Origin of the sequence: Pseudoduganella flava (assembly GCF_007830495.1) — a bacterium.
In the GTDB taxonomy this organism is placed as follows: Bacteria; Pseudomonadota; Gammaproteobacteria; order Burkholderiales; family Burkholderiaceae_D; genus Rugamonas; species Rugamonas flava.
Map to the genome: position 1 here is coordinate 1 of NZ_VLKW01000004.1, position 24,435 is coordinate 24,435.

At 65.5% G+C, this 24,435-nt stretch carries 19 protein-coding genes; 8 read left to right on the top strand and 11 right to left on the bottom strand.

The annotated features are described in order from the left end of the window. Positions 1 to 80: 80 nt before the first annotated feature. From IP92_RS11675 to folD, 6 genes are all read right to left on the bottom strand, one after another. Complete coding sequence (locus IP92_RS11675) at positions 81 to 1,214, bottom strand: branched-chain amino acid ABC transporter substrate-binding protein (RefSeq protein WP_145874916.1); 1,134 nt, start codon at positions 1,212 to 1,214, stop codon at positions 81 to 83. A 105-nt stretch (positions 1,215 to 1,319) separates the two neighbouring features. Next, the gene (locus IP92_RS11680) at positions 1,320 to 2,456 is read right to left on the bottom strand and encodes a branched-chain amino acid ABC transporter substrate-binding protein (protein ID WP_145874918.1); all 1,137 of its coding nucleotides are present in this window, start codon (positions 2,454 to 2,456) and stop codon (positions 1,320 to 1,322) included. A gap of 153 nt (positions 2,457 to 2,609) precedes the next feature. Beyond that, the gene (locus IP92_RS11685) at positions 2,610 to 3,086 is read right to left on the bottom strand and encodes a hypothetical protein (RefSeq protein WP_145874921.1); all 477 of its coding nucleotides are present in this window, start codon (positions 3,084 to 3,086) and stop codon (positions 2,610 to 2,612) included. Beyond that, positions 3,083 to 3,517, bottom strand: coding sequence for a DNA polymerase III subunit chi (locus IP92_RS11690; RefSeq protein WP_145874923.1), 435 nt, complete (start codon positions 3,515 to 3,517; stop codon positions 3,083 to 3,085). Before IP92_RS11690 ends, IP92_RS11685 begins: the two co-directional genes overlap by 4 nt. 191 nt (positions 3,518 to 3,708) lie before the next feature. After that, positions 3,709 to 5,802, bottom strand: coding sequence for a M3 family metallopeptidase (locus IP92_RS11695; protein ID WP_145874925.1), 2,094 nt, complete (start codon positions 5,800 to 5,802; stop codon positions 3,709 to 3,711). Positions 5,803 to 5,824: 22 nt separating this feature from the next. Beyond that, a complete protein-coding gene (gene folD, locus IP92_RS11700) occupies positions 5,825 to 6,670 on the bottom strand; it encodes a bifunctional methylenetetrahydrofolate dehydrogenase/methenyltetrahydrofolate cyclohydrolase FolD (RefSeq protein WP_145874927.1) in 846 nt (281 codons plus the stop codon). A 40-nt stretch (positions 6,671 to 6,710) separates the two neighbouring features. Between folD and IP92_RS11705 the strand changes: the two genes are divergently transcribed. The 4 genes from IP92_RS11705 to lpdA all read left to right on the top strand — a co-directional run bounded on the left by IP92_RS11705 (position 6,711) and on the right by lpdA (position 13,281). After that, entirely contained in the window at positions 6,711 to 6,983 is a 273-nt protein-coding gene (locus IP92_RS11705; protein ID WP_145874929.1) for a hypothetical protein, read from the top strand. 67 nt (positions 6,984 to 7,050) lie between these two features. After that, positions 7,051 to 9,747 (top strand): pyruvate dehydrogenase (acetyl-transferring), homodimeric type, encoded by a 2,697-nt coding sequence (gene aceE, locus IP92_RS11710; RefSeq protein WP_145874932.1) that lies wholly within the window; start codon positions 7,051 to 7,053, stop codon positions 9,745 to 9,747. A gap of 21 nt (positions 9,748 to 9,768) precedes the next feature. Next, positions 9,769 to 11,427 carry a dihydrolipoyllysine-residue acetyltransferase gene (gene aceF, locus IP92_RS11715; RefSeq protein ID WP_145874933.1) on the top strand — a complete coding sequence of 553 codons (1,659 nt, stop codon included), beginning with the start codon at positions 9,769 to 9,771 and terminating at the stop codon, positions 11,425 to 11,427. A 12-nt stretch (positions 11,428 to 11,439) separates the two neighbouring features. Beyond that, complete coding sequence (gene lpdA, locus IP92_RS11720; protein WP_145874936.1) at positions 11,440 to 13,281, top strand: dihydrolipoyl dehydrogenase; 1,842 nt, start codon at positions 11,440 to 11,442, stop codon at positions 13,279 to 13,281. A 376-nt stretch (positions 13,282 to 13,657) separates the two neighbouring features. Here the strand turns inward: lpdA and IP92_RS11725 are convergent, their stop codons facing one another. Then, positions 13,658 to 14,662 carry a GlxA family transcriptional regulator gene (locus tag IP92_RS11725; protein WP_145874939.1) on the bottom strand — a complete coding sequence of 335 codons (1,005 nt, stop codon included), beginning with the start codon at positions 14,660 to 14,662 and terminating at the stop codon, positions 13,658 to 13,660. Positions 14,663 to 14,743: 81 nt separating this feature from the next. On the opposite strand from IP92_RS11725, the gene IP92_RS11730 reads away from it, so the two are divergent. Then, positions 14,744 to 15,052, top strand: a complete 309-nt coding sequence (locus IP92_RS11730) for a DUF1272 domain-containing protein (RefSeq protein ID WP_145874941.1) — start codon at positions 14,744 to 14,746, stop codon at positions 15,050 to 15,052. Between the two features lie 3 nt (positions 15,053 to 15,055). Here IP92_RS11730 and IP92_RS11735 read toward each other — a convergent pair whose 3' ends face one another. After that, positions 15,056 to 16,066 carry a LacI family DNA-binding transcriptional regulator gene (locus IP92_RS11735; protein ID WP_145874944.1) on the bottom strand — a complete coding sequence of 337 codons (1,011 nt, stop codon included), beginning with the start codon at positions 16,064 to 16,066 and terminating at the stop codon, positions 15,056 to 15,058. After that, positions 16,063 to 17,619, bottom strand: a complete 1,557-nt coding sequence (locus IP92_RS11740) for a tryptophan halogenase family protein (protein WP_145874947.1) — start codon at positions 17,617 to 17,619, stop codon at positions 16,063 to 16,065. Before IP92_RS11740 ends, IP92_RS11735 begins: the two co-directional genes overlap by 4 nt. A gap of 342 nt (positions 17,620 to 17,961) precedes the next feature. Between IP92_RS11740 and IP92_RS11745 the strand changes: the two genes are divergently transcribed. From IP92_RS11745 to IP92_RS11755, 3 genes are all read left to right on the top strand, one after another. Beyond that, positions 17,962 to 20,412 carry a TonB-dependent receptor gene (locus IP92_RS11745; protein WP_145874949.1) on the top strand — a complete coding sequence of 817 codons (2,451 nt, stop codon included), beginning with the start codon at positions 17,962 to 17,964 and terminating at the stop codon, positions 20,410 to 20,412. 116 nt (positions 20,413 to 20,528) lie between these two features. Continuing rightward, positions 20,529 to 21,959 carry an esterase-like activity of phytase family protein gene (locus IP92_RS11750; protein WP_158206712.1) on the top strand — a complete coding sequence of 477 codons (1,431 nt, stop codon included), beginning with the start codon at positions 20,529 to 20,531 and terminating at the stop codon, positions 21,957 to 21,959. 145 nt (positions 21,960 to 22,104) lie between these two features. Then, positions 22,105 to 22,458 carry a hypothetical protein gene (locus IP92_RS11755; protein ID WP_145874953.1) on the top strand — a complete coding sequence of 118 codons (354 nt, stop codon included), beginning with the start codon at positions 22,105 to 22,107 and terminating at the stop codon, positions 22,456 to 22,458. Positions 22,459 to 22,775: 317 nt separating this feature from the next. Here the strand turns inward: IP92_RS11755 and IP92_RS11760 are convergent, their stop codons facing one another. Continuing rightward, entirely contained in the window at positions 22,776 to 23,456 is a 681-nt protein-coding gene (locus IP92_RS11760) for an isochorismatase family protein (protein ID WP_145874955.1), read from the bottom strand. A 23-nt stretch (positions 23,457 to 23,479) separates the two neighbouring features. Continuing rightward, entirely contained in the window at positions 23,480 to 24,367 is an 888-nt protein-coding gene (locus IP92_RS11765) for an alpha/beta fold hydrolase (RefSeq protein ID WP_145874957.1), read from the bottom strand. Between the last annotated feature and the right edge of the window lie 68 nt (positions 24,368 to 24,435).

Consider the following 24,435-nt stretch of genomic DNA (forward strand, 5'->3'; position numbering starts at 1 on the left):
ACTACAGGACCCAGCCCTTGGCCGCCTAGCTAACTTAACCGTCCAGCTTTATGGGGTCAGTTCAAACCGCCCGGTTTTTTTTACTTCACCACCTCGATCAGGGTCTTCTTGCCGCCCTTGAACGTGAACAGCGTCAGCGCGCCGTCCTTGATGTCGCCCAGCGGATCGAAGGCGATCGTGCCCGTGATGCCGGGGTAGCTGACCTTCGCCAGGTACGGCAGGTACTTCTTCGGATCGGCCGACTTCGCGTTCGCCATCGCGGCAGCCATCGCCATCGTCGCATCGTACGAGTACGGCGCGTAGATCTGCAGTTCCTGGCCGTAGCGCTTCTTGTAGCGGGCGGCGAATTCCGCCATCGTCTTCTGCTGCGCAGGCGTCACGCCGCCCGCTTCCGCACAGACGATCGTTTCGTCGGCCACCGTGGTGCCGGCCAGGCGCGGCATCGCTTCCGTGCAGATGCCGTCGCCGCCCATCAGCTTCGTCTTGATGCCCAGCGCCTTCATCTGGCGCGCCAGCGGGCCGCCCACCGAGTCCATGCCGCCGAAGAACACGAGGTCGGGGTTCTTCGCGCGGATGCTCGTCAGGATCGCGTTGAAGTCCGTGGCCTTGTCGTTGGTGAACTCGCGCGCGACGATCTGCACGCCGGCCTTGCGGGCGCTTTTGGCGAATTCGTCCGCCAAGCCCTGGCCGTACGCGGTGCGGTCGTCGATCACGGCAACCTTCTTCGCGCCCAGCTTCTTGACGGCGTAGTCGCCCAGGCTGGCGCCCAGCTTGTTGTCGTTGGCGACCACGCGGAACGTCGTGTTGAACTTCTGGTGCGTGTAGACGGGGCTCGTGGCCGACGCCGAGATCTGCGGAATGCCGGCGTTGTAGTAGATGCGCGAGGCGGGGATCGACGTGCCGGACGTCTGGTGCCCGATCACGCCGTTCACCTTCTGGTCCGCCAGCTTCTGCGCGGCGGTGGTGGCCTGCTTCGGTTCAGCGGCGTCGTCCTCGGCCATCAGCACGAACTTGACGGGTTTGCCGTCGATCTTGAAGCCCTTCGCGTTCAGGTCCTCGACAGCCAGGCGGGCGCCGTTCGACGTGTCGGTGCCCAGGTGGGCGGACTGGCCGGACAGCGGTCCGACGTAGCCGATCTTGACCACTTCCTGCGCCAGCGCGCCGCCGGCACCCGCGGCAAGAAGCGCGGCAAGGGGAATCAGCTTCAGTTGCATATGCGTTTTACTCCAATCGGTATGCGGCCTTTGCATAAGCGCCGCTGAAAAAACAAACGGCCGCCCATCAGGACGGCCGGCTCGGGTTGTCTCCCGTTGTTATCCTTACTTCAGGACTTCCATCTTCGTCTTCTTGCCGCCCTTGTACGTGAACAGGGTCAGCGAGCCGTTGTTGATGTCGCCGAATTCGTCGAACGTGATCAGGCCCGTCACGCCCTGGTACTTCACCTTCTTCAGGAACGGCAGGTACTTCTTCGGATCGGCCGAATTCGCGTCCTGCATCGCCTGCGCCAGGGTCATCACGGAATCGTACACGTACGGTGCGTACAGCTGCACTTCCTGGTTGTACTGCTTCTTGTAGCGGGCACGGAAGTCGTCCATGTTCTTCTGCAGCTCGGGCGGCACGCCACCCGCTTCGGCGCAGTACACCACGCCGTCCGCGGCCGCGGTGCCGGCCAGGCGCGGCAGCGCGTCCGTGCAGACGCCGTCGCCGCCCATGAACTTGGCCTTGATGCCCAGTGCCTTCATCTGGCGCAGCAGCGGGCCGCCGACGGCATCCATGCCGCCGAAGAAGACGAGGTCCGGATTCTTCGCCTTGATGCTCGTGAGGATCGCGTTGAAGTCGGTGGCCTTGTCGTTGGTGAACTGCTTGTCGACGATCTGCGCGCCTTTCGCGCCCTTGACGAACTCCGTCGCCACGCCCATGCCGTACGCGGTACGGTCGTCGATCACGGCGATCTTCTTCGCGCCCAGCTTCTCGACGGCGTACTTGCCGAGCGTGCCGCCCAGCTTCGAGTCGTTCGCGACGACGCGGAAGGTCGTGTTGAACTTCTGCTTCGTGTAGACCGGGTTCGTCGACGCGGGCGACACCTGCGGGATCCCGGCATTGTAATAGATTCGCGATGCCGGCACCGTGGTGCCCGAGTTCAGGTGACCGACGACGCCATTCACCTTCGCATCGACGAGCTTCTGCGCCACCGTGGTGCCCTGTTTCGGGTCGGCGCCGTCATCCTCCAGTACGAGCTCGAACTTGACAGGCTTGCCGCCGATCTTGATGCCCTTCGCGTTCAAGTCGGCGACGGCCATGTTGGCGCCGTTCTCTTCGTCCTTGCCGAGGTGGGCCTGGGGGCCGGAGATCGGGCCCACGTGGCCGATCTTGATGACTTCCTGGGCGCTGGCCACGGATGGGCCGACGGCGGCAAAGGCAATGGCGATGGCACCTGCGATGAACTTCGTCTGCATACTCGTCTCTCCAAATGTTGTGAGTGGGCGCCTCGTGAGCGTCGTGTCAGTGCGAGAAGGTACAACAATTCCTACGATTGGCAAAGCTGCCGCGCACAATTCGCGCCGGATGCACCCAACCGGGGCGGGCGTGCACCGCGGCGGCCGGGATTTTCACCGTTCGCGTGCCTGCATGCCGTCGAGTTCATGGCGCACGGCCGCTTCGATCGCTTGCCGCAAGTCGTTGCGCAAGTCGACCTTGAGGCCCTGCAGCAGGTCCGCCATCGCCGCCGCGAGGCGCTGGTCGACAACGGGCAGCAGCTGCGCCAGGATGCGCTCGTTCAGGCGCTGTTCGAGACCGGCCAGGCTTGCGTCCGGCATGGCGGTGGGTGCCGTATCCGCGGCCGTTTCCGCTACCGGTTCCGGCAGTGGTTCCGGAAGCGACATGGCTGCGGGCGCCGCCACCGGCACGGGCGGGGCGGCGGCGCGGCCGGTGCGCCACACGGCCGGGGCCGAGGCGATCGGTGCCTGGGCCGGCGCATAGGTCGGCACGGCCGGCGGAATGTGCACGGGCGCGGCGGCCGGCAGGCTGTCGGCCAGCACCTCGGTCAGCACGGGAATGCCGGGATCGAACGGAGCTTCCTGCGTCATGGCTTGCCGATGGATAGGTGGGCCGGCTGGAACTCCTGCCGCTTGTAGGCGACGAAGCGCACGCGCCCGGCGGCCGCATCCTCCTCGTCCGTCGACACTACTTCGATCAGGCGGGGGAAGCTTTCGAATTGCGCGGGCGCGCGGCGTGCCAGGTTCACCAGCAGGTCGGCCTGCGGCAGCTCGACGTCGTCGCTGTCGGCCAGCACGATCGGCGTGTCCGGCGCGAGCGGGTCGTTGACGTGCACGTGCGGCAGGAAGTCGGGCGCGGAAAAGCTCCACAGCGCCGCATCGAGCCGCGCCAGCTGCCCGGCATCGTCCGTCATCACGACGATGCGATGCTTGCCGCCGGACGCGTTATAGGCCTTGCGCACGAGGCGGCAGGCGTAGGCGATCTTGTCGGGAACGTTGGTGTGAAAGTCGATGCGGGTCATGCGGGGTATTGTAACGCGGCGGAGTTACGGGAAAGGAGGTCGTTTAGGCGGCGACTAAAGCGAGTCGTTCCTGCAAAAACAAAACCCGCAACGCAAAGCTGGGGTCAGACCCGCCGGGTCTGACCCCTGGGTTTGCATCCGGGGTTTGGTCTTGCGCTATCGGCTCTTACGCTCAAGGCATCGATTTTTCCTTACGCAGCCATGCCGCTATGTCGCAATAGCGCATCGATCTGCGGCTCCCGTCCCCGGAACGCCGTGAACGACTCCAGCGCCGGCCGCGAACCGCCCACCGACAGTATCTCCTGCAGGAACTTGCGGCCCGTCTCGACGACCTTCTGGTCCGGCAGCTCCAGCTCGGCCGCTTCCTCGAACGCCGCATAGGCGTCGGCGGACAGCACCTCGGCCCACTTGTAGCTGTAGTAGCCGGCCGCGTAGCCGCCGGCGAAGATGTGGCCGAACGAGTTCTGGAAGCGGTTGAACGACGGCGGCACGATCACCGCGAACTTGCGGCGCACGTCGTCGATCACGTCCTGCACGGACTTGCCCGCGTTTTGCTCGCTACCTGGGTCGTAGTCGTAATGCAGGTGCATGTCCAGCAGCGCGAACTCCACCTGGCGCAAGGTCTGCAGGCCGGACTGGAAGTTCTTCGCGGCCAGCATCTTGTCGTACAGCGCGCGCGGCAGCGGTTCGCCCGTCTGCACGTGCGCGGTCATGTGCGACAGCACGTCCCACTCCCAGCAGAAGTTTTCCATGAACTGCGACGGCAGTTCCACCGCATCCCATTCGACGCCGGCGATGCCGGAGACGCCCAGTTCCTCGACCGTCGTCAGCATGTGGTGCAGGCCGTGGCCGAACTCGTGGAACAGCGTGATCACTTCATCGTGCGTGAACAGCGAAGGCTGTACCTTGCCGTCGATGACGGCCGGCTCCGTGAAGTTGCAGGTCAGGTAGGCGACAGGCGTCTGCAGCTGGCCGCCTTCGACGCGGCGGCTGCGCGCGTCGTCCATCCATGCGCCGCTGTTCTTGCCGGCGCGTGCGTACAGGTCCAGGTAGAACTGGCCCACCAGCGCGCCGTCGCGTTCGATGCGGAAGAAGCGCACGTCCTTGTGCCAGACCGGCGCTTCGTCCGCCACGATCCGCACGCCGAACAGGTCCTGCACGAGCTTGAACAGGCCGTCGACCACCTTGTGCTCGGGGAAGTACTGCTTCACTTCCTGCGCCGAGAACGCGTAGCGGTGCTGTTGCAGCTTTTCGGAAGCATACGGCAGGTCCCACGCCTGCAGGTCCGTCAGGCCCAGGTGCTCGGCCGCGAACGACTTCAGCTCTTCGAGGTCCTTTTCCGCATACGGGCGGGCGCGCTTGGCCAGGTCTTCCAGGAAGCCGATCACCTGCTCGGGGCTCTGCGCCATCTTCGGCACCAGCGACACTTCGGCGAAGTTCTTGTAGCCCAAGAGCTGCGCCTCTTCCGCGCGCAGCTTCAGCAGCGTGACGATGTTGGCGCCGTTGTCCCACTTGTCGCGCTCACTGAACACGTCGCCCAGTTCGGATGCCTTCGTCGCGTTGGCACGATAGACCTTCTCACGCAGCGCGCGGTTGTCGGCGAACTGCAGGATCGGGTAGTAGGAAGGGAAGTGCAGCGTGAACAGCCAGCCTTGCTTGCCGTCCCGCTCTGCCGCGGCCTTGGCCGCGGCCTGCACGTCGTCCGGCAGGCCGGCCAGCTCGGCTTCGCTCTCGACCAGCAGCTTCCAGTCGTTGGTGGCGTCCAGCACGTTCTCGGAGAAGCGCGTGGACACGGCCGCGTGCTCTTCCTGGATCGCGGCGAAGCGTTCCTTCTGCGCCGGCGGCAGTTCCGCGCCGCCCATGCGGAAGTCGCGGATCGCGTTCTCGGCGATGCGCTGCTTCGCCGGCGACAGCGTCGCGAATTCGCTTGAGGCCCGCAGCGCCTTGTACTTGGCGAACAGCGCCTCGTTCTGTGCCAGCTCGGTCCAGAACTCCGTCACCTTCGGCAGGTTCTCGTTGTAGACGGCGCGCAGTTCCGGCGTATCCGCCACGTTGTTCAGGTGACTGACGATGCCCCATGCACGGCCCAGCAGCTCCGTCGCGTTTTCCAGCGGCGTCACGAAGTTCCGCCACGTGACCTGGTCGACGGGCGCCTCCAGCTGCGCGACCACGGCGCGGTTCTTCGCCAGCAGTTCATCGATGGCGGGCGTCACGTGTTCCGGCCGGATCGCGTCGAAACGCGGCAGGCCGGTGAAGTCCAGCAGGGGATTGTCAGTCGTCGTCATCGTTCTTCCTTTGGTTGTCGAATCAGCCCCTCTCGGCGGATTCGATGGTATTCATCAAGAGCATCGTGATCGTCATGGGACCGACGCCACCCGGCACCGGCGTAATGTGCGCGGCGACATCCTTGATGGCGGCAAAATCCACGTCTCCACAGAGCTTGCCATTATCGTCGCGATTCATGCCCACATCGATCACGATTGCACCCGGCTTCACCATGTCGGCGGTCAGCGTGTTGCGGCGGCCCACTGCCGCCACGATCACGTCGGCCTGCTTCGTGTACACGGCGAGGTCCGGGGTCGCGCTGTGGCAGATGGTGACGGTGGCATTGGCCTGCAAGAGCAGCAGGGCCATCGGCTTGCCGACCGTGTTGCTGCGGCCGATCACGACGGCGTGCTTGCCGCGCAGGTCGAAGCCCGTCGATTCGATCAGCTTCATGCAGCCGTACGGCGTGCAGGGACGGAAGCCTTCCAGGCCCGTCATCAGCTCGCCGGCGGACAGCACCGAGTAACCGTCGACGTCCTTCGACGTGGAGATCGCCTCGATGACCTTGTGCGGATTGATGTGCTTGGGCAGCGGCATCTGGACGAGGATGCCATGGATCGTGGGATCGTCGTTCAGCGCGGCGATACGGTCGAGCAGTGCCTGTTCCGTCAGGTCCGCGTCGTACTTCTCCATCACGGAGCGGATGCCCACGTCGCCGCATGCCTTCACCTTGTTGCGCACATAGACCTGGCTCGCCGGGTCTTCGCCCACGAGGATCACCGCCAGGCCGGGCTGTTTGCCGGCGGCGGTCAGTGCGGCGGCGCGCGTGGCGATTTCGGCGCGCAGTTTCTGGGAGAGGGCGATTCCGTCGATCAGTTGTGCAGACATGGTGTTTAGTGGGTGGTGGGATGAAAGACCGACATTATAAATGGTGCTCGATGCTGCGATGCGGCGTATGCGCGTCGCCACCTCGAAAGTCCACCCCAACGGCGAAGGGCTGGGGTCAGACCCGGCGGGTCTGACCCCAGGGTGTGCAGTCGGGGTTAAAAAAGCAGCAAGCGGCCCGCAAACCCAGTATTTATGCGGCGCTGCACCATTCCGTCATGGGGAAATTTCACATTATAAAATCCTCTTTCGTATTTTGAAAAAGCCGAAATTCACTGTTAGAATCCTCACACTTCGTAAAAGTCTTGATAAATAATCACCCCCTCGCGTCCGCCACCATTCGTCACTCGGTTCGGGCTCATTTCACTTAGGAGACTCAGTACATGTCAGCCAATATTGACCAGGTCACGGCCCAAACCGCCAATGATCCGGACGCACAGGAAACCAAGGAATGGCTGGAGGCGCTTGAAGCGGTTCTGGAAAACGAAGGCCCGGAACGTGCACACTACCTGATGGAGCGCCTGGTCGACCTGGCGCGCCGCCGCGGCGCGCAGATCCCGTTCTCCGCCACCACCGCCTACGTCAACACGATTCCCGCCCACGTCGGCGCACACTGCCCGGGCAACCTGGAATACGAAGAGCGCCTGCGCTCGTGGATGCGCTGGAACGCGATGGCGATGGTCGTCAAGGCCAACCGCGCCGACGGCGACCTGGGAGGCCACCTGTCCTCGTTCGCGTCGCTGGCGAACATGCTGGGCATTGGCTTCAACCACTTCTGGCGCGCCCCGTCCGAAGAGCATGGCGGCGACCTGCTGTACATCCAGGGCCACTCGTCGCCCGGCATTTACGCGCGCGCCTTCCTGGAAGGCCGCCTGACAGAAGAGCACCTGCTGAACTTCCGCCGCGAAGTGGACGGCAAGGGCCTGTCGTCGTACCCGCACCCGAAACTGATGCCGGACTTCTGGCAGTTCCCGACCGTGTCGATGGGCCTGGGCCCGCTGATGGCGATCTACCAGGCGCGCTTCCTGAAGTACCTGCACGCGCGCGGCATCGCCAACACGGACGGCCGCAAGGTCTGGGCGTTCTGCGGCGACGGCGAGATGGACGAACCGGAATCGATGGGCGCGATCGGCATGGCCGCCCGCGAGATGCTGGACAACCTCGTCATCGTGGTGAACTGCAACCTGCAGCGCCTGGACGGCCCGGTGCGCGGCAACGGCAAGATCATCCAGGAACTGGAAGGCGAATTCCGCGGCGCCGGCTGGAACGTCGTGAAAGTCATCTGGGGCCCGGGCTGGGACGAGCTGCTGGCCAAGGACAAGGAAGGCATCCTGCAGCGCGTGATGATGGAAACCGTCGACGGCGAGTACCAGAACTACAAGGCCAAAGACGGCGCCTACGTGCGCAAGCACTTCTTCGGCAAGCATCCGAAGCTCTTGGAAATGGTCGCCAACATGAGCGACGACGACATCTGGCGCCTGACCCGCGGTGGCCATGACCCGCACAAGATCTACGCCGCCTTCAAGGTCGCGCAGGAAGCGAAGGGCCGCCCGACCGTGCTGCTGGTGAAGACCGTCAAGGGCTTCGGCATGGGCAAGTCCGGCGAGGCGCGCAACACGGCGCACCAGACCAAGAAGCTGGACGACGAGGCGATCCGTGAAATGCGCGACCGCTTCAACATCCCGATCCCGGACGACAAGCTGGCCGAGATCCCGTTCTTCAAGCCGTCCGACGACGCGCCGGAAATCAAGTACCTGCACGAGCGCCGCAAGGCCCTGGGCGGCTACCTGCCGCACCGCCGCCAGAAGGCCGACGAAACGCTCGTCGTGCCGCCGCTGGAAGCGTTCAAGGCCGTGCTGGAGCCGACCCCCGAAGGCCGCGAGATCTCCACCACGCAAGCCTACGTGCGCATCATCACGGCGCTGCTGCGCGACCAGAGCCTGGGCCAGCGCGTGGTGCCGATCCTCGTCGACGAATCGCGTACGTTCGGCATGGAAGGCCTGTTCCGCCAGATCGGCATCTTCAACCAGCAGGGCCAGTTGTACGAGCCGGTCGACAAGGACCAGGTGATGTACTACCGCGAAGACAAGGCCGGCCAGATCCTTCAGGAAGGCATCAACGAAGCGGGCGGCATGAGCTCGTGGATCGCCGCGGCGACGTCGTACTCGACGAACAACCGCGTGATGCTGCCGTTCTTCACGTACTACTCGATGTTCGGCATGCAGCGCGTGGGCGACCTGGCGTGGGCCGCCGGCGACATGCGGGCGCGCGGCTTCCTGATGGGCGGCACCGCCGGCCGCACGACCTTGAACGGCGAAGGCCTGCAGCACGAGGACGGCCACAGCCACCTGTTCGCCGCCGCGATCCCGAACTGCCTGCCGTACGACCCGACCTTTGGTCACGAGCTGGCGGTGATCATTCATGACGGCCTGCGCCGCATGGTGACGGAACAGGAAGACGTGTTCTACTACATCACCATCATGAACGAGAACTACGCGCATCCGGGCCTGAAAGCGGGCCAGGAAGAGGGCATCCTGAAGGGCATGTACCTGCTGCAGCAGGGCACCGCGAATGCGGGCCAGCGCGTGCAGCTGGTCGGCTCCGGCACGATCCTGCGCGAGTCCATCTTCGCTGCCGAACTGCTGGAAAAAGACTGGGGCGTCGCCGCCGACATCTGGTCCGCTCCGTCGCTGACCCTGGTGGCGCGCGACGGCCAGGATGCCGAGCGCTGGAACCTCGTGAACCCGACCAAGGAACAGCGCGTGCCGTACGTGACGCAGCTGCTGAAGGACACGCAGGGCCCGATCATCGCGACGACCGACTACATGCGCATGTTCGCCGAACAGATTCGCCCGTACATCCCGGAAGGCCGCCACTACCGCGTGCTGGGCACCGATGGCTTCGGCCGCTCGGACAGCCGCGCCAAGCTGCGCGAGTTCTTCGAGGTGAACCGTTATTACATCACGGTGGCGGCCCTGCGCTCGCTGGCCGACGAAGGCAAGATCGACCTGGCGGTCGTCGAGCAGGCGGTGGCGAAGTACGGCCTGAACCCGAACAAACCCAATCCGGTGACCCAATAACGAGAATACGGAGCAAACGCTATGAGCATTGTGGAAGTCAAAGTCCCGGCTATCGGCGATTTCAAGGAGGTTGAAGTCATCGAGCTGATGGTGAAGGTGGGCGACACGATCAAGGTCGACCAGTCCCTGATCACCGTGGAATCGGACAAGGCATCGATGGAGATTCCATCGTCCGCCGCCGGCGTCGTCAAGGAAATCAAAGTGAAGGTCGGCGACAAGGTTGCCGAGGGTTCGCTGCTGTTGATGGTGGAAGCCGATGGCGCCGCCGCCGCACCTGCTGCTGCACCGGCCGCCGCCGCGCCTGCCGCGGCACCGGCTCCTGCCCCGGCCGCGCCGGCTCCGGCACCGGCTGCAGCACCGGCCGCATCGGGTGGCCCGGTCGAAGTCAAGGTACCGGACATCGGCGACTTCAAGGAAGTGGAAGTCATCGAGCTGATGGTTAAACCTGGCGACACCATCAGGAAGGACCAGTCCCTGATCACCGTCGAATCGGACAAGGCATCGATGGAGATTCCGTCGTCCGTGGACGGCGTCGTGAAGGAACTGAAAGTGAAGGTCGGCGACAAGGTTGCCGAGGGATCGATCGTGCTGATCGCGGAAAGCTCGGGTGGCGCTGCTGCGCCAGCGCCGGCCGCCCCCGCCGCTGCGCCGGCACCTGCCGCCGCGTCCGCTCCGGCCCCTGCGCCGGCTCCGGCAGCCGCACCAGCACCTGCCGCAGCGCCTGCAACCACGGGCGTTACCGGCAAGCTGGCCCACGCATCGCCATCCGTCCGCAAGTTCGCCCGCGAACTGGGCGTGGACGTGTCGAAGGTGCCGGGCACCGGCCAGAAAGGCCGCATCACGCAGCAGGACGTGCAGAACTACGTCAAGGGCGTGATGGCCGGTACCACGGCCGCGCCGGCAGGCAGCGCTGCTCCTGCGGGCGGTGGCGCGGGCCTGAACCTGCTGCCATGGCCGTCGCTGGACTTCTCGAAGTTCGGCGAGACGGAACTGCAGCCGCTGCCACGTATCAAGAAGATCTCCGGCCCGAACCTGCACCGCAACTGGGTGATGATCCCGCACGTGACGCAGTTCGAGGATGCCGACATCACGGAACTGGAAGCGTTCCGTGTCGAGACCAACAACGCCAACGCGAAGAACAAGGATGCCGCGAAGCTGACGATGCTGGCCTTCGTCATCAAGGCATCGGTGGCCGCGCTGAAGAAGTACCCGGCCTTCAACTCGTCGCTGGACGAGAAGGGCGAGAACCTGATCCTGAAGAAGTTCTACAACATCGGCTTCGCGGCCGATACGCCGAACGGTCTCGTGGTTCCCGTCGTGAAGAACGCGGACCAGAAGAGCGTGACGCAGATCGCGAAGGAGATGACGGAACTGTCGCTGGCCGCTCGCGAAGGCAAGCTGAAGCCGACCGACATGCAGGGCGCCACGTTCACGATCTCGTCGCTGGGCGGCATCGGCGGTTCGCACTTCACGCCGATCGTCAACGCACCGGAGGTGGCGATCCTCGGCCTGTCGAAAGCGTCGATGAAGCCCGTCTGGAACGGCAAGGAATTCGCGCCGCGCCTGATGATGACGCTGTCGCTGTCCTACGACCACCGCGTGATCGACGGCGCGTCCGGCGCACGGTTCGCTGTCTACCTGGCCGAAGTGCTGGGCGACATGCGCAAGATCCTGCTGTAAGGAGACGACCCGATGAGCATCGTAGAGGTAAAAGTACCGAACATCGGCGACTTCAAGGAAGTCGAAGTGATCGAGGTGATGGTGAAGGCCGGCGACACGATCAAGGTCGACCAGTCGCTGGCCACCGTCGAATCGGACAAGGCGTCGATGGAGATCCCGTCCACGCACTCCGGCGTCGTCAAGGAACTGAAGATCAAGGTGGGCGACAAGGTGTCGGAAGGCTCGTTGCTGCTGCTGGTCGAGGAAGCGGCAGGTGCCGCATCGTCCGCACCGGCCGGCGCGCCGGCGGCGCCGGTGGCCCAGCCGGCTGAAAAAGGCGCGGCGCCGGGCCAGGCGGCGCCCGTGTACGGCGGCCCTGCCGTCGCGGCACCTGCCGCGGCTGCTCCTTCGTCCGGCCCCGCGCCGGCGGCCGGCTCGTACAGCGGTAACGTCGACATCGACTGCGACATGATGGTGCTGGGCGGCGGCCCGGGCGGCTACTCGGCCGCGTTCCGTGCCGCGGACCTGGGCATGAACACCGTGATCGTCGAGCGTTACGCAACACTGGGCGGCGTGTGCCTGAACGTCGGCTGCATCCCGTCGAAAGCCTTGCTGCACCTGGCTTCCGTGATCGACGAGACGGCCCACCTGGGCAAGCACGGCGTGAAATTCGCCAAGCCGGAAATCGACATCGACGAAGTCCGCAAGTACAAGGAAGGCGTGATCGGCAAGATGACCGGCGGCCTGGCCGGCATGGCCAAGGCACGCAAGACGCAGGTCGTGCAGGGCGTCGGCCAGTTCGTCAGCCCGCACCACATCGAGGTCACGGCTGCCGACGGCACGAAGAAGGTCGTGCAGTTCAAGCAGGCGATCATCGCGGCCGGTTCGTCGGTGGTGAAGCTGCCGTTCATCCCGGAAGATCCGCGCATCGTCGATTCGACGGGCGCGCTGGAACTGCGCTTCGTGCCGAAGCGCATGCTGGTGATCGGCGGCGGCATCATCGGCCTGGAGATGGCCACCGTGTACTCGACGTTCGGTGCCCGCATCGACGTCGTCGAGATGATGGATGGCCTGATGCAGGGCGCGGACCGCGACGCCGTGAAGATCTGGCAGAAGTACAACGCGCACCGCTTCGACAACGTGATGACGAAGACGAAGACCGTCGGCGTCGAAGCGCTGCCGGAAGGGATCAAGGTCACGTTCGAAGCCGCGGAAGCGGGTGCCACGGCACCTGCGCCGCAGGTCTACGACATGGTGCTCGTCGCCGTCGGCCGCAGCCCGAACGGCAAGAAGATCGCCGCCGACAAGGCGGGCGTGCAGGTGACGGATCGCGGCTTCATCAACGTCGACAGCCAGATGCGCACGAACGTGCCGCACATCTTCGCGATCGGCGACCTGGTGGGCCAGCCGATGCTGGCGCACAAGGCCGTGCATGAAGGCCACGTGGCAGCCGAAGCGGCAGCGGGCCAGAAATCGCACTTCGATGCGACGGTGATCCCGTCCGTCGCGTACACCGATCCGGAAGTAGCATGGGTCGGCCTGACGGAAGACGAGGCCAAAGCGAAGGGCATCAAGGTCGAGAAGGGCCACTTCCCGTGGGCCGCCTCCGGCCGCGCCGTCGCCAACGGCCGCGACGAAGGCTTCACGAAAGTGCTGTTCGACGCCGAGACGCACCGCATCGTCGGCGGCACGATCGTCGGCACGCACGCCGGCGACATGATCGGCGAGATCGCCCTGGCGATCGAGATGGGCGCCGACGGCACCGACATCGGCCAGACGATCCACCCGCACCCGACCCTGGGCGAGTCGATCGGCATGGCCGCCGAGGTGTACGAAGGCGTCTGCACTGACTTGCCGCCGATGCGCAAGCGCTGATCGTCCCCCACGCGCTGTCCCCCAAACGCCACCTTCGGGTGGCGTTTTTACGATGGATTGTGTTGCTCTCCCGCTGGGGACTGTCCCTCGATTCAGGAAACATTTCCAAATTCGGGGGACTGTCCCTCATTTTTGGAAATATTTCCGCTTCGCCTGAATCCTCGTCATCGTCCCAGGAGACACCGAGGACCGTTGCCTGGCAGCAGGTGCCAGCTTGCCCCGCGAGCACCATTTCGTCGCGCGCTCGCCACAGATTGTGTTGCTTACGCGGGAGGGACTGTCCCTCGTAATTGGAAATATTTCCTGTTTCGAGGGACAGTCCCCGGATTTGGGAAATATTTCGAGGAATCGGGGCAGACTCGAATTCAGCAAACTCTCAGCCGAAGCGTGCCCGGTACTCGCTCGGCAGCACGCCCAGCCGCGCGACGAATGCGCGGCGCAAGTTGTATTCGCTGCCGTAGCCGCATTTGCGGGCCGCCTGCTTGACGCTTGTGTTGGGGCGTTCGAGCAGGTCGCAGGCCAGTTCCAGCCGCAGCTGCGCCAGCAGTTGTGCGGGCGTGACGGCGGCTTCGTCGCGCAGGCGCCGGTGCAGTGTGCGGACAGACAGCGCGCACGCCGCCGCCATCTGTTCCACGTCGATGCGCTGCGCCAGCCGCGGGCGCAGCCACGCGACCAGCTGGCCGTAGACGCCTTCCGCCTGCGCTTGTGCCAGCAGTTCGGAACTGAACTGCCGCTGGCCGCCGGGGCGCTTCAGGAACAGCACCATCCGCTTCGCGACCGCCAGCGCGCACGCGCGACCCAGGTCTTCCTCGACGAGGCTGAGCGCGAGGTCCATGCCGGCGCTGATGCCGGCCGACGTGTGGAACTTCCCATCCTTCACGTGCAGCGCGTCGTCCTGCACGCGCACGGCGGGATGCTCGGCCCGCAGCGCCGCCACGTCCTGCCAGTGCGTGACGGCGCGGCGGCCGTCCAGCAGGCCCGCGCGCGCCAGCACGAAGGCGCCGGTGCACACGGAGCAGCAGCGCGTGGCGGCGGCGCCCACGCGCGCCACCCAGCGCAGCAATGCGTTGCCTGCCGGCGTGGATGCGGACGGCAAGCCTGCGCCGCTGCCGCCGGCCACGATCAGCGTGCCGGTGCCGATGCGGCGCCGGGGCAACGGCTCCGCAACGAGGGCCACGCCGGCCGACGACGCCACCGCGCCACCGCCCGCCGCGATCACGTGGATGCGGTAGGGCGGCGGCAGGCCCGCGTCGCGCGCTTCGTCGTTCGCGCTGGCGAACACCTGGATCGGGCCGGTAGCGTCCAGCAGCAGGAAGTCGGGAAAGACGAGCAGCCAGACGTCGACGGGGGGCTGGCGGGGAACAGGAGAGGTGGCACGCATGATGGCAGATATTCATCCATCGACGTCATTCCTGTCAAACGAGGACGGGGCACAATGCAGCTTTCACCGGAAAGGAACGCCATGCTGGAACTGCGCCCCAGTTGCGAACACTGTGCCAAGCCGCTGCCGCCGCACGCTGCGGATGCCCGCATCTGCTCATACGAATGCACGTTCTGCGCCGCCTGCGCCGAGCAATTGCTGCAGGACGTGTGCCCGAACTGCGGCGGCGGCTTCGTGCCGCGTCCGATCCGTCCTGCGCGCGACTGGAAGAATGGGAACTACCTCGGCAACGATCCGGCGCGCACGGAGCCGAAGTACCGCCCCGTCGACCTGGCCGCGCACGCCGGCCTCGTGGCACGGCTCCGGAACGTGCCGCCCCAGGAACGCTGAAGGTCAGTTGACGCAGCGCGTCGTCTCGCGCACCACCAGCTCCACCGGCGGCACCACGTCGTCCGGCCGGGCGCGGCCCAGCAGCGACAGCAGCGCCTTCGTTGCCGCGCGTCCCAGGTCGTACAGCGGCTGGCGCACGGTCGTCAGCGGCGGCGCCGTGTACATCGATCCCGGCAGGTCGTCGAAGCCCACCAGCGACACGTCTTCCGGCACGCGCACGCCGTGGCGATACAGCGCGAGGCGGGCGCCATATGCCGACAGGTCGTTCGCCGCGAACACGGCGCTGAACGCTATCCCGTGCGCCAGCAGGTGCTCGATGGCGCGCTGGCCGCTGTGCTCGTGGAAGTCGCCTTCGACGATCAGTTCATGGTCGGCATCGATGCCGGCCGAGCGCAGCGCGCGGCGGTAGCCCGCCAGCCGTTCGTTCGCATCGCTGCTGGCCGCCGGCCCCGTGATGAAGGCGATGCGGCGATGGCCCGCATCGATCAGGTGGCGCGTCGCGATGAAGGCGCCGTGCTCGTTGTCGACCTTGAAGCCGACCGCGCCGGGTGAGCGCAGCTGGCGGCCCGTCGCCACGATGGGCCGCTCGCGTGCGAACTGCAGCACGGTGTCATCCGACATCCGCCCCGTCAGCAGGATGATGCCGTCCACCTTGCGCGCCAGCAGCAGGCGGATGCGGTCCGCTTCCTCGTCCGCGTTCCAATGCCCGCTGACCACGACGCTCGTGTAGCCGGTGCCCAGCAGCGCATCGTCGACGCCGCGCAGCGTCTCGTCGAAGAACGGCGACGAGATGTCCTGCACGACGATCCCGACGGTCATCGTGCAGCCTTTCTTCAGGCTGCGCGCCATCTGGTTCGGCGCGAAGTGCATCCGCTCGATCGCCGCGAGCACGGCCTGGCGCTTGGCGTCGGCCACGCGCGCCGTGCCGTTCATGATGCGCGAGACGGTCGATGGCGAGACGCCGGCGGCACGCGCGACATCGACGAGGGTGGCGGGATGGTCGCGTTCCTTCATGCGCGGCGCAGCCCTTCGCCGCGGCGCAGGTAGTGGTCGACCAGCGCGCGGTGCGGCGGCAGGTCCTTGACTGCATGGTGGCACAGCTGCGCGATCGTCTGGAACTCACGCTTGGCCGCATCCAGCTCCGGCAGCGCGGCGCGGTTCGCATGCAGCGTGGTGGCGAACTCCATCCCGTACAGCACGTACTGCCAGCTCGACGGCGGATACATCTCCAGGTCCGTCACGAAGTCGAGCCGGTGCGGCGGCCGCGCGCGCCACATCGCCAGCTGGTCGCGCAGCGATTCCGGGATCGTGGCGGGATCGGCGTTCTCGATCCAGAACGCGTTGTCGCGGCGCTGCGTGAGGCAGTAGTGCAGCTTGATGAAATCGACGATCCGTTCGTAGCGCGCCTTCATCTGCGCGTTGAACGTCTTCGCCACGGGAGCCAGGTTGCCGTCGTGCGGGAACAGGAAGCCGACGAGGTACGTGGCCGCTTCGATCAGCCCGATGCCCGACGATTCGAGCGGTTCCAGGAAGCCGCTTGACAGGCCGATCGCAACGCAGTTCTTCACCCACTGCGTTTCGCGGTAGCCCACGTTCAGCTTCAGCAGGCGCGGCGTGCGGCCTTCGCTGGCCTTGCCGATATAGCCGCGCAGTACTTCGTCGGCACGCTCGTCGCTCGTGTGGCGGCTCGAATACACGTAGCCGATGCCGCGCCGTTCGTGCAGGCCGATGTCCCACGTCCATCCCGCTTCGTGTGCCGTGGAGATCGTGTACGACGGAATCGGCGCGTCGGGGCGCTCGTACGGCACCTGCATCGCCAGCGCGCGGTCGACGAACAGCGTGTCGCTGATGTTGCGGAACGGCGAGCCCAATGCTTCGCCGATCAGCCGCGCGCGGAAGCCCGTGCAATCGATGTACAGGTCGCCCCGCAGCACGCCGGCTTCACGCGTGACGACGGAGTCGATGGCGCCTTCACCGTCGAGCGTCACGTCTTCGACGGTGGCCTCGACGCGCCGCACGCCCAGCGTCTGCGCGTGCGTGCAGAGCAGGGCGGCAAAGCGGCCGGCATCGAAGTGGTAGGCATAGTTCAGCGGGCCGAGGAAGTCGCCGTCCGTGACGCGCTTCGGGCCGTGGCTCATGTCCGCCACGTGCTTCTGCAGCGTGGCCGCCGCGGCGAATGGCACGTTGCCGGCCGCGCCCATCAGCCAGTAGGGCAGCAGTTCCGGTCCGCCCGGGCGCTGGCTCGGCTGACTGAACGGATGGAAGTAGTGGTCGGGCCCCGGCGCGCCGGCCGGGCGCACCCAGTGGTTGAAGCGCACGCCCTGCTTGAACGTGGCGTTGCACTCGCGGATGAAGCGCGCCTCGTCGATGCCGATCAGCGACAGCGTGCCGCGGATGGACGGGAAGGTGCCTTCGCCGACGCCGATGATGCCGATCTCCGGCGATTCGACGAGCGTGATCTGGACGGCGCCGTCGGCTTTCGCGCCGAGCATCTTGGCCAGGAAGCACGCGGCAAGCCAGCCGGCGGTGCCGCCGCCGACGATCAGGATGTTGCGGATGGGGGCCATCGTTGTCTCCGTGTTGTTGTTGTCCGCCGACCGCGCGGTGTTGCCGTTTTCCTACACGTTCAGAGTTTATTTGGTGCTGAACAGTTATTTTTAGTTTGATACCCGCATTTCCGTTCATCCGACGAACCGCGCGGGTGTTGCCAAATTCCTACACGATTGCACTTTATTTGGTGCTGAACAGTTATTTTTAGTTTGACACCCGCATTTCCATTTCGCTACCATGAAAACGGTTTCAGAGATCGAGCAATCGTTTTCAGTTTATTTGAAAACGATTTCAGTTTCAAGAAATCGTTTTCATAACAACGCGACTGCCGCGCAGCAGTGCGGCAACAAAGGAGACTTATGAACACCCGTACGCCACGTGCGCGCCGCCTCGGCTCGCCCATCCAACTCGCGGTCCTGACGCTGCTGGCCGGCATCAACGGCGCCTACGCGCAGACCGCCGGCGTCAACGCCACCCCCGAGGCGCCGAAAGAGCAGCAGCAAGCACAGAAAGCCGCCGAGGCCAATTCGACGGTCATCCCCGAAGTGTATGTGACGGCCACCAAGCGCAGCACGTCGCTGCAGCGCACCCCGGTCGCCGTGACGGCGATCAGCGCCGCGACGCTGGACGACAACCACGTGCAGACGATCCAGGACGTCGTCAACCTGGTGCCGGGCTTCTCCGCCACCAGCCAGGGCGACCACGGCGTGATCACGATGACGATGCGCGGCATCGGCAACGACAGCGCGAAGACGGAATACGCCGACCCCGAAGTGGCCGTATTCGTCGACGGCATCTACTCGCCGCGTCCGGAAGGCGCAACCACGCTGCTGTTCGACCTGGACGGCATCGAAGTGCTGCGCGGCCCGCAGGGCACGCTGTGGGGCCGTAACTCCACCGTCGGCGCCGTCAACATGCAGACTGCCAAGCCGACGCTGGGCAGCACGTCCGGCTACATCGAGGCGGGCATGGGCGACTACGCCCGCGTCGGCGGCCGCGGCGCGTTCAACATCCCGCTGTCCGACACGGCCGCGATGCGCGTCGCGTTCGTGCACGAGCAGCACGACGGCTACGTCGATTACCAGACGCCGCCGAACGTACCGCTGGACCAGCAGCGCGCCGCTGCCGCCGCCGTCATCGCCGCGGCGAACGCCAAGTACCCGAACAACCCGATCGCGTTCCAGCCGCTCAGCAACGCCCAGTTCGTCCAGGGCGGGCCGAAATACAATGCCCAGGACCAGACTGCCCTGCGCCTGTCGCTGCTGTGGGAAATCATGCCGAACCTGCACTGGAACGTGTCGTACGAGCGTTACCAGGACCGCGGCACGCCGAGCATGAACCTGATGCAGACGCCGCGGGCCGGCCAGGACCTGTGGTCCGCGCTGATCGATACGGCGCCGTCGCTGAAGCGCGACTCGAATTCCGTGCGCAGCCGGGTGGACTGGGCGATCAACCCGGACATGAGCCTGGCCTATATCGCCGGCTGGTCGTCGTTCCGCGGCTCGTCGACGTATGACCAGGATGGCGGCTCGTACATCCCGACCAGCTTCACGACGGGCGGCAAATCGCAGGCCAACAACACGCTGCTGTCGAAGTACAAGAGCTACAGCCATGAAGTGGAGCTGCAGTCGACGGGCAAGAAGCAGGTCGACTGGCTGCTGGGCCTGTACTACGGCCATGAAAACAACGCGATGCGCTTCGACATTCCCATCATGAACGGCACCCAGCAGGGCACCGTGAACTGGCAGGGTTCGTTCATCCAGCCGAAGGAAACGGTCGAATCGAAGGCCGTGTTCGGGCAGGCCACGTGGAACATCAACGACCAGCTGCACCTGACGGGCGGCGCCCGCTACACGGACGACAAGCGCGAGAACATCGGCGGCATCGGCTGGGGCTGGAACGACAAGGCCGACGTGCCGCAACTGCCGATCAGCCCGAGCACGAATCCGGCGACCGCCGGTTCCGGCTTCGCGCTCAGCTCCAACAACAGCGGCTCGTTCAGCGGCAGCAAGGCCACGTGGCTGGGCCGTATCAGCTACGACATCACGCCGACGTCGATGCTGTATGCGAGCGTCTCGACCGGCTACAAGTCCGGCGGCCTGCAGGATGGCGGCGTGCCATATGGCCAGGAGACGCTGACGAACTATGAAGTGGGCAGCAAGAGCACGTTCATGAACGGCAAGGTCCGCATGAACAACGCGCTGTACTACGAAAAGTTCAAGGGCTTCCAGTTCAGCGCACCCGTGACGAACCCGGACGGCAGCCACAGTCTGTCCACGTACAACGCGGAAGGCGCGAAAGTGTACGGCTTCGAGACGGAGATCGCGGCGAAGATCACGCCAGCGGACCGTGTGCAGTTCACCGGCACGTACACGCATGCGGAACTGGGCCAGCTGATCGGCGGCTCGAACGACTACACGCTGCCGGTGTGCTCGATCCCGGGCATCTCGAACTGCCTGGACGTGACGGGCAACACGATGCCGCACTCGCCGAAGTGGAGCACGCAGATCATGTACCAGCACGTCTTCCAGCTGCCTACCGGCACGCTGACGCCGCGCCTGTCCGCGCACTGGGAATCGGCAAGCTGGCTGTCCGTGTTCAACCTGGGCGAGCCGGACCGCCAGAGTTCGTACGCGAAGGTGGACCTGGGCTTGCGCTACGACGCCGACAAGAAGTACTACGTCGACCTGTTCGTGCGTAACGCCGGCGACAAGAACATCAAGACCAGCGCGCAGAACCCGCAAGGCGTGTGGCAGGCGCAGTACCTGCCGCCGCGCACGATCGGCTTCAACGCGGGCTACACGTTCTAAGGTTTCACGACGTCCCTCACAACCCGGCTTTCGAGCCGGGTTTTTTTATCTCTTCGTCATCAGGGCGTCATCGGCGCTCACTAGACTGCATGCCTCCCGAACTTCCTATCGATGGCATGAACAAGCACACCTTGCACCTCGCCGGCGCGACCCTGCTGGCGCTCTCCGTTGCCGCATGCGGCGGCGATAACGACGAACAGGTTCCCGCCGTACCGACGCTGGCCGGCTTCGCCAGCCTGCCGGCCGACACTTACGTGGATGGCCCCACGTCCGGCCAGTTCATCACGGGCGGCGACCTGACCAACGCAACGGCGAACTACGGCTACACGCTGCCGTTCGTGAACAAGCAGCCGATGCAGGGCTTCTCGGCGTTCGCCACCGCGTTTGCCGGCAGCTGCTGGTACGTCATGCAGGACAACGGCTTCGGCGCGAAAGCCACGTCGCCGGATGCGCTGCTGCACGTGTACGCCGTAAAGCCCGACTGGGCCAGCGGCAAGGTGCAGGCGGCGAACTTCACCACGTGCGACACGCTGGCCGGCTTCAACGCCGACAGCTACATCCGCCTGCGCGACCCGGACCGCAAGCTGAGTTACGCGATCGTCGCGGACGGCGTGAATTACCCGGGCACCAGCGTCTCGCCGGCCGGGCGGACGATCCCCGTCGACCCGCTGATCAAGTCCGGCAAGCTGCTGACGGGCGGCGACCTGGATGTCGAGTCGTTCGTCATCGACGCGAGCGGCAATCTGTGGTTCGGCGACGAATTCGGCCCGTTCCTCGTGAAGACGGACCGCACCGGCAAGGTACTGCAAAAGGAAGTGCCGCTGCCGAACACGTTCAAGCTGGGCACGAACCCGCTGGTGCAAAGCCCGAGCAATCCGACGCTCGGCACGGCGGCGGCGAACCTGCCGAACTCCGGCGGCTTCGAGAGCATGACGATCAACCCGGCCGGCACGCGCATCTACACGATGCTGGAGCAGGCGATGACGACGGACACGGACCCGCAACGCCGTATCCTGAACGTGTTCGACATCGTGGCCAACACGTATCTGCCGAACGCCTACGCATACAAGGTCGGCACGGGTACGTACGTGAACGCCGCCGGCGCGACGATGAAGGAGGTCTTCACGGTCAACGACATGACGGCGATTAACGACCACGAATTCCTCGTCATCGAGAAGGACCGCGGAGCAGGGGACGCGCGCACCGGCAACTACAAGGCCAGCGGCGCGGACCGCGTCGCCGCGCGCGTGAAGAAGGTGTACAAGATCGACCTGAACAAGGTGGACAGCGACGGCTACCTGGTGAAGGAAGAAGTGGCGGACCTGATGAACCTCGCCGACCCGAAAGGCCTGGGCGGCGCCGCGACGATCAACGGCGTGTTCACGTTCCCGATGGAGAGCGTGGAAGCCGTGCGCATCGTCGACCGGCATACGATCATGATCGTCAACGACAGCAATTATCCCGGCGGGACTGGTGGGCGGAGTACGACGCGGCCGGATAATGCGGAGTTCATTCTGGTGCGGTTGCCGGTGGGGTTGAACTTGTAGCGAACGGGGCGCCAGGAGCGGGAGCGGCCTTGGGCTCGATCGTCGCGTTCACGCCGCGTGAGCTCAAGGAAATCCGCGTGGTGGGTTTTCGTGAGACTTTTCGGTGCCCGCCTGCGCTATTGTTCCCCATCACCAGGGAGAGATCATGTCCACGCCACACCAGTCAACGTTGATGAAGTCCATCGTCCTGTTTTTTGTGAAAGCCCTGACATTCAACGTCATCTTCTGGATGTTCTGGTTCCTGTTGCTGCAACCGGCGAGCAGCGGCGGCGCGAAAACACAGGCGAGTGCGACCGACGAGATGATCGCGAAGTACAACGCGCAGCTGAAGGAAACTGCACGGCAGACGGGCGAAGCGTCGCGGCAGATGGAGGTCGCGGCCGGGTTGCAGAAGCGCTATGCCGCGCTCCTCGAACTGCAGGAAGCGAACGAGCGCCGGCACCAGGTGCTTCTGCAGACGATGGAGCGCGAAGCCGGTATCCGGCATCGAGAACCATGACCGCTTGCCCCTCCTGATGCCGGCGCGGATCGCGGTTGCCGCTGGCGTTGAGCTTGCGTAATTCGGCTGGGTGTATTCCGCGGCTTTACCTTGGATAACCGGGCCAGCCGGCCTGGAGGCTCGCTCTCACTGGTCATGCGGCATGCGTGCCTGAAGAATGTGCGCAGTCCATTCATCAGGGACGATGGCGCCGTTGCTTTCATGACGTGCCGGAACAGTACACATTCCTGCTGCATCATCGGCATCGCCCCATCACGGAGCCACCAACCGCTTCACATGGAGCATGACGCGGACGGGGCCGCGCCCCGTCTTTCGATCTATCCCGCCTCCCGCGCCGCCTGCTGCGCCCGCGCATAACTCTCGGCCACGGCCGCATAGTTCGGCGCGACCATCCCATAAAGCCTCGCCAGGTCGGCCGCTTCCGGGCGGGCCCACGTGCGGTGCAGTTCCGACAGCAGCGCGTTCGTCGTCGTGGGCGTGACACCGCCCTGGACGAAGCGGGCCAGCGAGACGCGCGATGCCATCTCGCTGGGGTCGCCCGACGCGTCGATCACGGCATAGACCTGATAGCCCGCCGCCCGGGCGTCGAGCGCGGGGAACATCACGCAGACACTGGTCCATACGCCCGCCATCACGAGCGTCCTGCGGCCGGTGGCGCGCACCGTGCCGACGAAGTCGTCGTTGTCCCACGCGTTGACTTCGCCCTTGCGCGGCACGTAGACCGCATGCGGCGCAAGGTCGTGGATCTCGGGCATCAGCGGACCGTTGGTGCCGGCCGGCTCCGAGGCCGTCGTGATCACGGGGATGTGCAGCAGCGTGCACAGCCTGGCGATCGTCTCGACGTTGCGCCGCAGGTCGGCGACCGGTATGTCCTTGACGGTCTGGAACAGACCCGACTGATGGTCGAGCAGCAGGACGACCGTGTCGGCCGGGTCGAGCAGCATGGCGCCGCCGCCGGAAGGTGTGACGGAGGCTTTCGATGGCATGGAATTCGTCATGTTGGTTCTCCTTGTTGAAGGCATTACGAGGCAGGGTGCGCGTGCAGCGTGCGCTCGAGGAAGCGGCGCATTGGCGCGATCATCTCGTCCGCCTTGTCTTCCAGCGCGAAGTGGCCGGTGTCGAAGCGGTGCAGCTCCGCGTCCGGCAGATCGTCCAGGTAGGCCTGCGCTCCCGCCGACAGGAAGATCGGATCGTTGTCGCCCCACAGGATCAGCGTGGGCGGCTGATGATCGCGGAAGTAGCGGTGGAACTCGGGGTACAGCGCGACGTTGGTGCGGTAGTCGCGGATGATGTCGAGCTGGATGTCCACGTTGCCGGCACGGTCCAGGAAGAACTGGTCGTGGATCCACGCCGCCGGATCGACGCGGCTGGCGTCCTGCACGCCCGTGACGTACTGGAACCGCGTGCCTTCCAGCGTCAGGAATGGGCGCATCGCATCGCGGTTCGCCTGGCTGTCGTCGGCCCACAGCGCGCGAGTCGAGGCCCAGAAGTCGCCCATTCCCGCCTCGTAGGCATTGCCGTTCTGGACCACCAGCGCCGTCACGCGCTCCGGGTGCTTCAGCGCGAGGCGCAGGCCGACGGGCGCGCCGTAGTCCATCACGTACAGCGCGTAGCTGCTCACTTCCAGGCGCGCGAGCCAGGCGTCGACGACGTCCGTGAACGCCGCGAAGCCATAAGGGAAGCTGCCGCGCGGCGGCATCGACGACAGGCCGAATCCCGGCAGGTCCGGCGCGAGGACGCGGTAGCGGTCGGCCAGCGCCGGGATCAGGTTGCGGTACATGTGCGACGAGCTGGGAAAGCCGTGCAGCAGGACCACGGCGGGCGCGTCCTGCGGGCCCGCTTCGCGGTGGAAGATATCGAGGCCGGCGATGCTCGTCGAGCGGTGCCGGGTCGTTGGGATCGCGCTCATGGCGGCTCCAGATGAATGACGCGTGGAAGGAAGCCGCCGGCGCCTCGCGTGCGGCGCCGGCGGCGGCA

What these genes read in the sequence shown, in the direction of transcription:
- IP92_RS11675 (WP_145874916.1), bottom strand. Translation starts at nt 1,214, where the DNA reads ATGCAACTGAAGCTGATTCCCCTTGCCGCGCTTCTTGCCGCGGGTGCC.
- IP92_RS11680 (WP_145874918.1), bottom strand. Translation starts at nt 2,456, where the DNA reads ATGCAGACGAAGTTCATCGCAGGTGCCATCGCCATTGCCTTTGCCGCC.
- IP92_RS11685 (WP_145874921.1), bottom strand. Translation starts at nt 3,086, where the DNA reads ATGACGCAGGAAGCTCCGTTCGATCCCGGCATTCCCGTGCTGACCGAG.
- IP92_RS11690 (WP_145874923.1), bottom strand. Translation starts at nt 3,517, where the DNA reads ATGACCCGCATCGACTTTCACACCAACGTTCCCGACAAGATCGCCTAC.
- IP92_RS11695 (WP_145874925.1), bottom strand. Translation starts at nt 5,802, where the DNA reads ATGACGACGACTGACAATCCCCTGCTGGACTTCACCGGCCTGCCGCGT.
- folD (WP_145874927.1), bottom strand. Translation starts at nt 6,670, where the DNA reads ATGTCTGCACAACTGATCGACGGAATCGCCCTCTCCCAGAAACTGCGC.
- IP92_RS11705 (WP_145874929.1), top strand. Translation starts at nt 6,711, where the DNA reads ATGGTGCTCGATGCTGCGATGCGGCGTATGCGCGTCGCCACCTCGAAA.
- aceE (WP_145874932.1), top strand. Translation starts at nt 7,051, where the DNA reads ATGTCAGCCAATATTGACCAGGTCACGGCCCAAACCGCCAATGATCCG.
- aceF (WP_145874933.1), top strand. Translation starts at nt 9,769, where the DNA reads ATGAGCATTGTGGAAGTCAAAGTCCCGGCTATCGGCGATTTCAAGGAG.
- lpdA (WP_145874936.1), top strand. Translation starts at nt 11,440, where the DNA reads ATGAGCATCGTAGAGGTAAAAGTACCGAACATCGGCGACTTCAAGGAA.
- IP92_RS11725 (WP_145874939.1), bottom strand. Translation starts at nt 14,662, where the DNA reads ATGCGTGCCACCTCTCCTGTTCCCCGCCAGCCCCCCGTCGACGTCTGG.
- IP92_RS11730 (WP_145874941.1), top strand. Translation starts at nt 14,744, where the DNA reads ATGCTGGAACTGCGCCCCAGTTGCGAACACTGTGCCAAGCCGCTGCCG.
- IP92_RS11735 (WP_145874944.1), bottom strand. Translation starts at nt 16,066, where the DNA reads ATGAAGGAACGCGACCATCCCGCCACCCTCGTCGATGTCGCGCGTGCC.
- IP92_RS11740 (WP_145874947.1), bottom strand. Translation starts at nt 17,619, where the DNA reads ATGGCCCCCATCCGCAACATCCTGATCGTCGGCGGCGGCACCGCCGGC.
- IP92_RS11745 (WP_145874949.1), top strand. Translation starts at nt 17,962, where the DNA reads ATGAACACCCGTACGCCACGTGCGCGCCGCCTCGGCTCGCCCATCCAA.
- IP92_RS11750 (WP_158206712.1), top strand. Translation starts at nt 20,529, where the DNA reads ATGAACAAGCACACCTTGCACCTCGCCGGCGCGACCCTGCTGGCGCTC.
- IP92_RS11755 (WP_145874953.1), top strand. Translation starts at nt 22,105, where the DNA reads ATGTCCACGCCACACCAGTCAACGTTGATGAAGTCCATCGTCCTGTTT.
- IP92_RS11760 (WP_145874955.1), bottom strand. Translation starts at nt 23,456, where the DNA reads ATGACGAATTCCATGCCATCGAAAGCCTCCGTCACACCTTCCGGCGGC.
- IP92_RS11765 (WP_145874957.1), bottom strand. Translation starts at nt 24,367, where the DNA reads ATGAGCGCGATCCCAACGACCCGGCACCGCTCGACGAGCATCGCCGGC.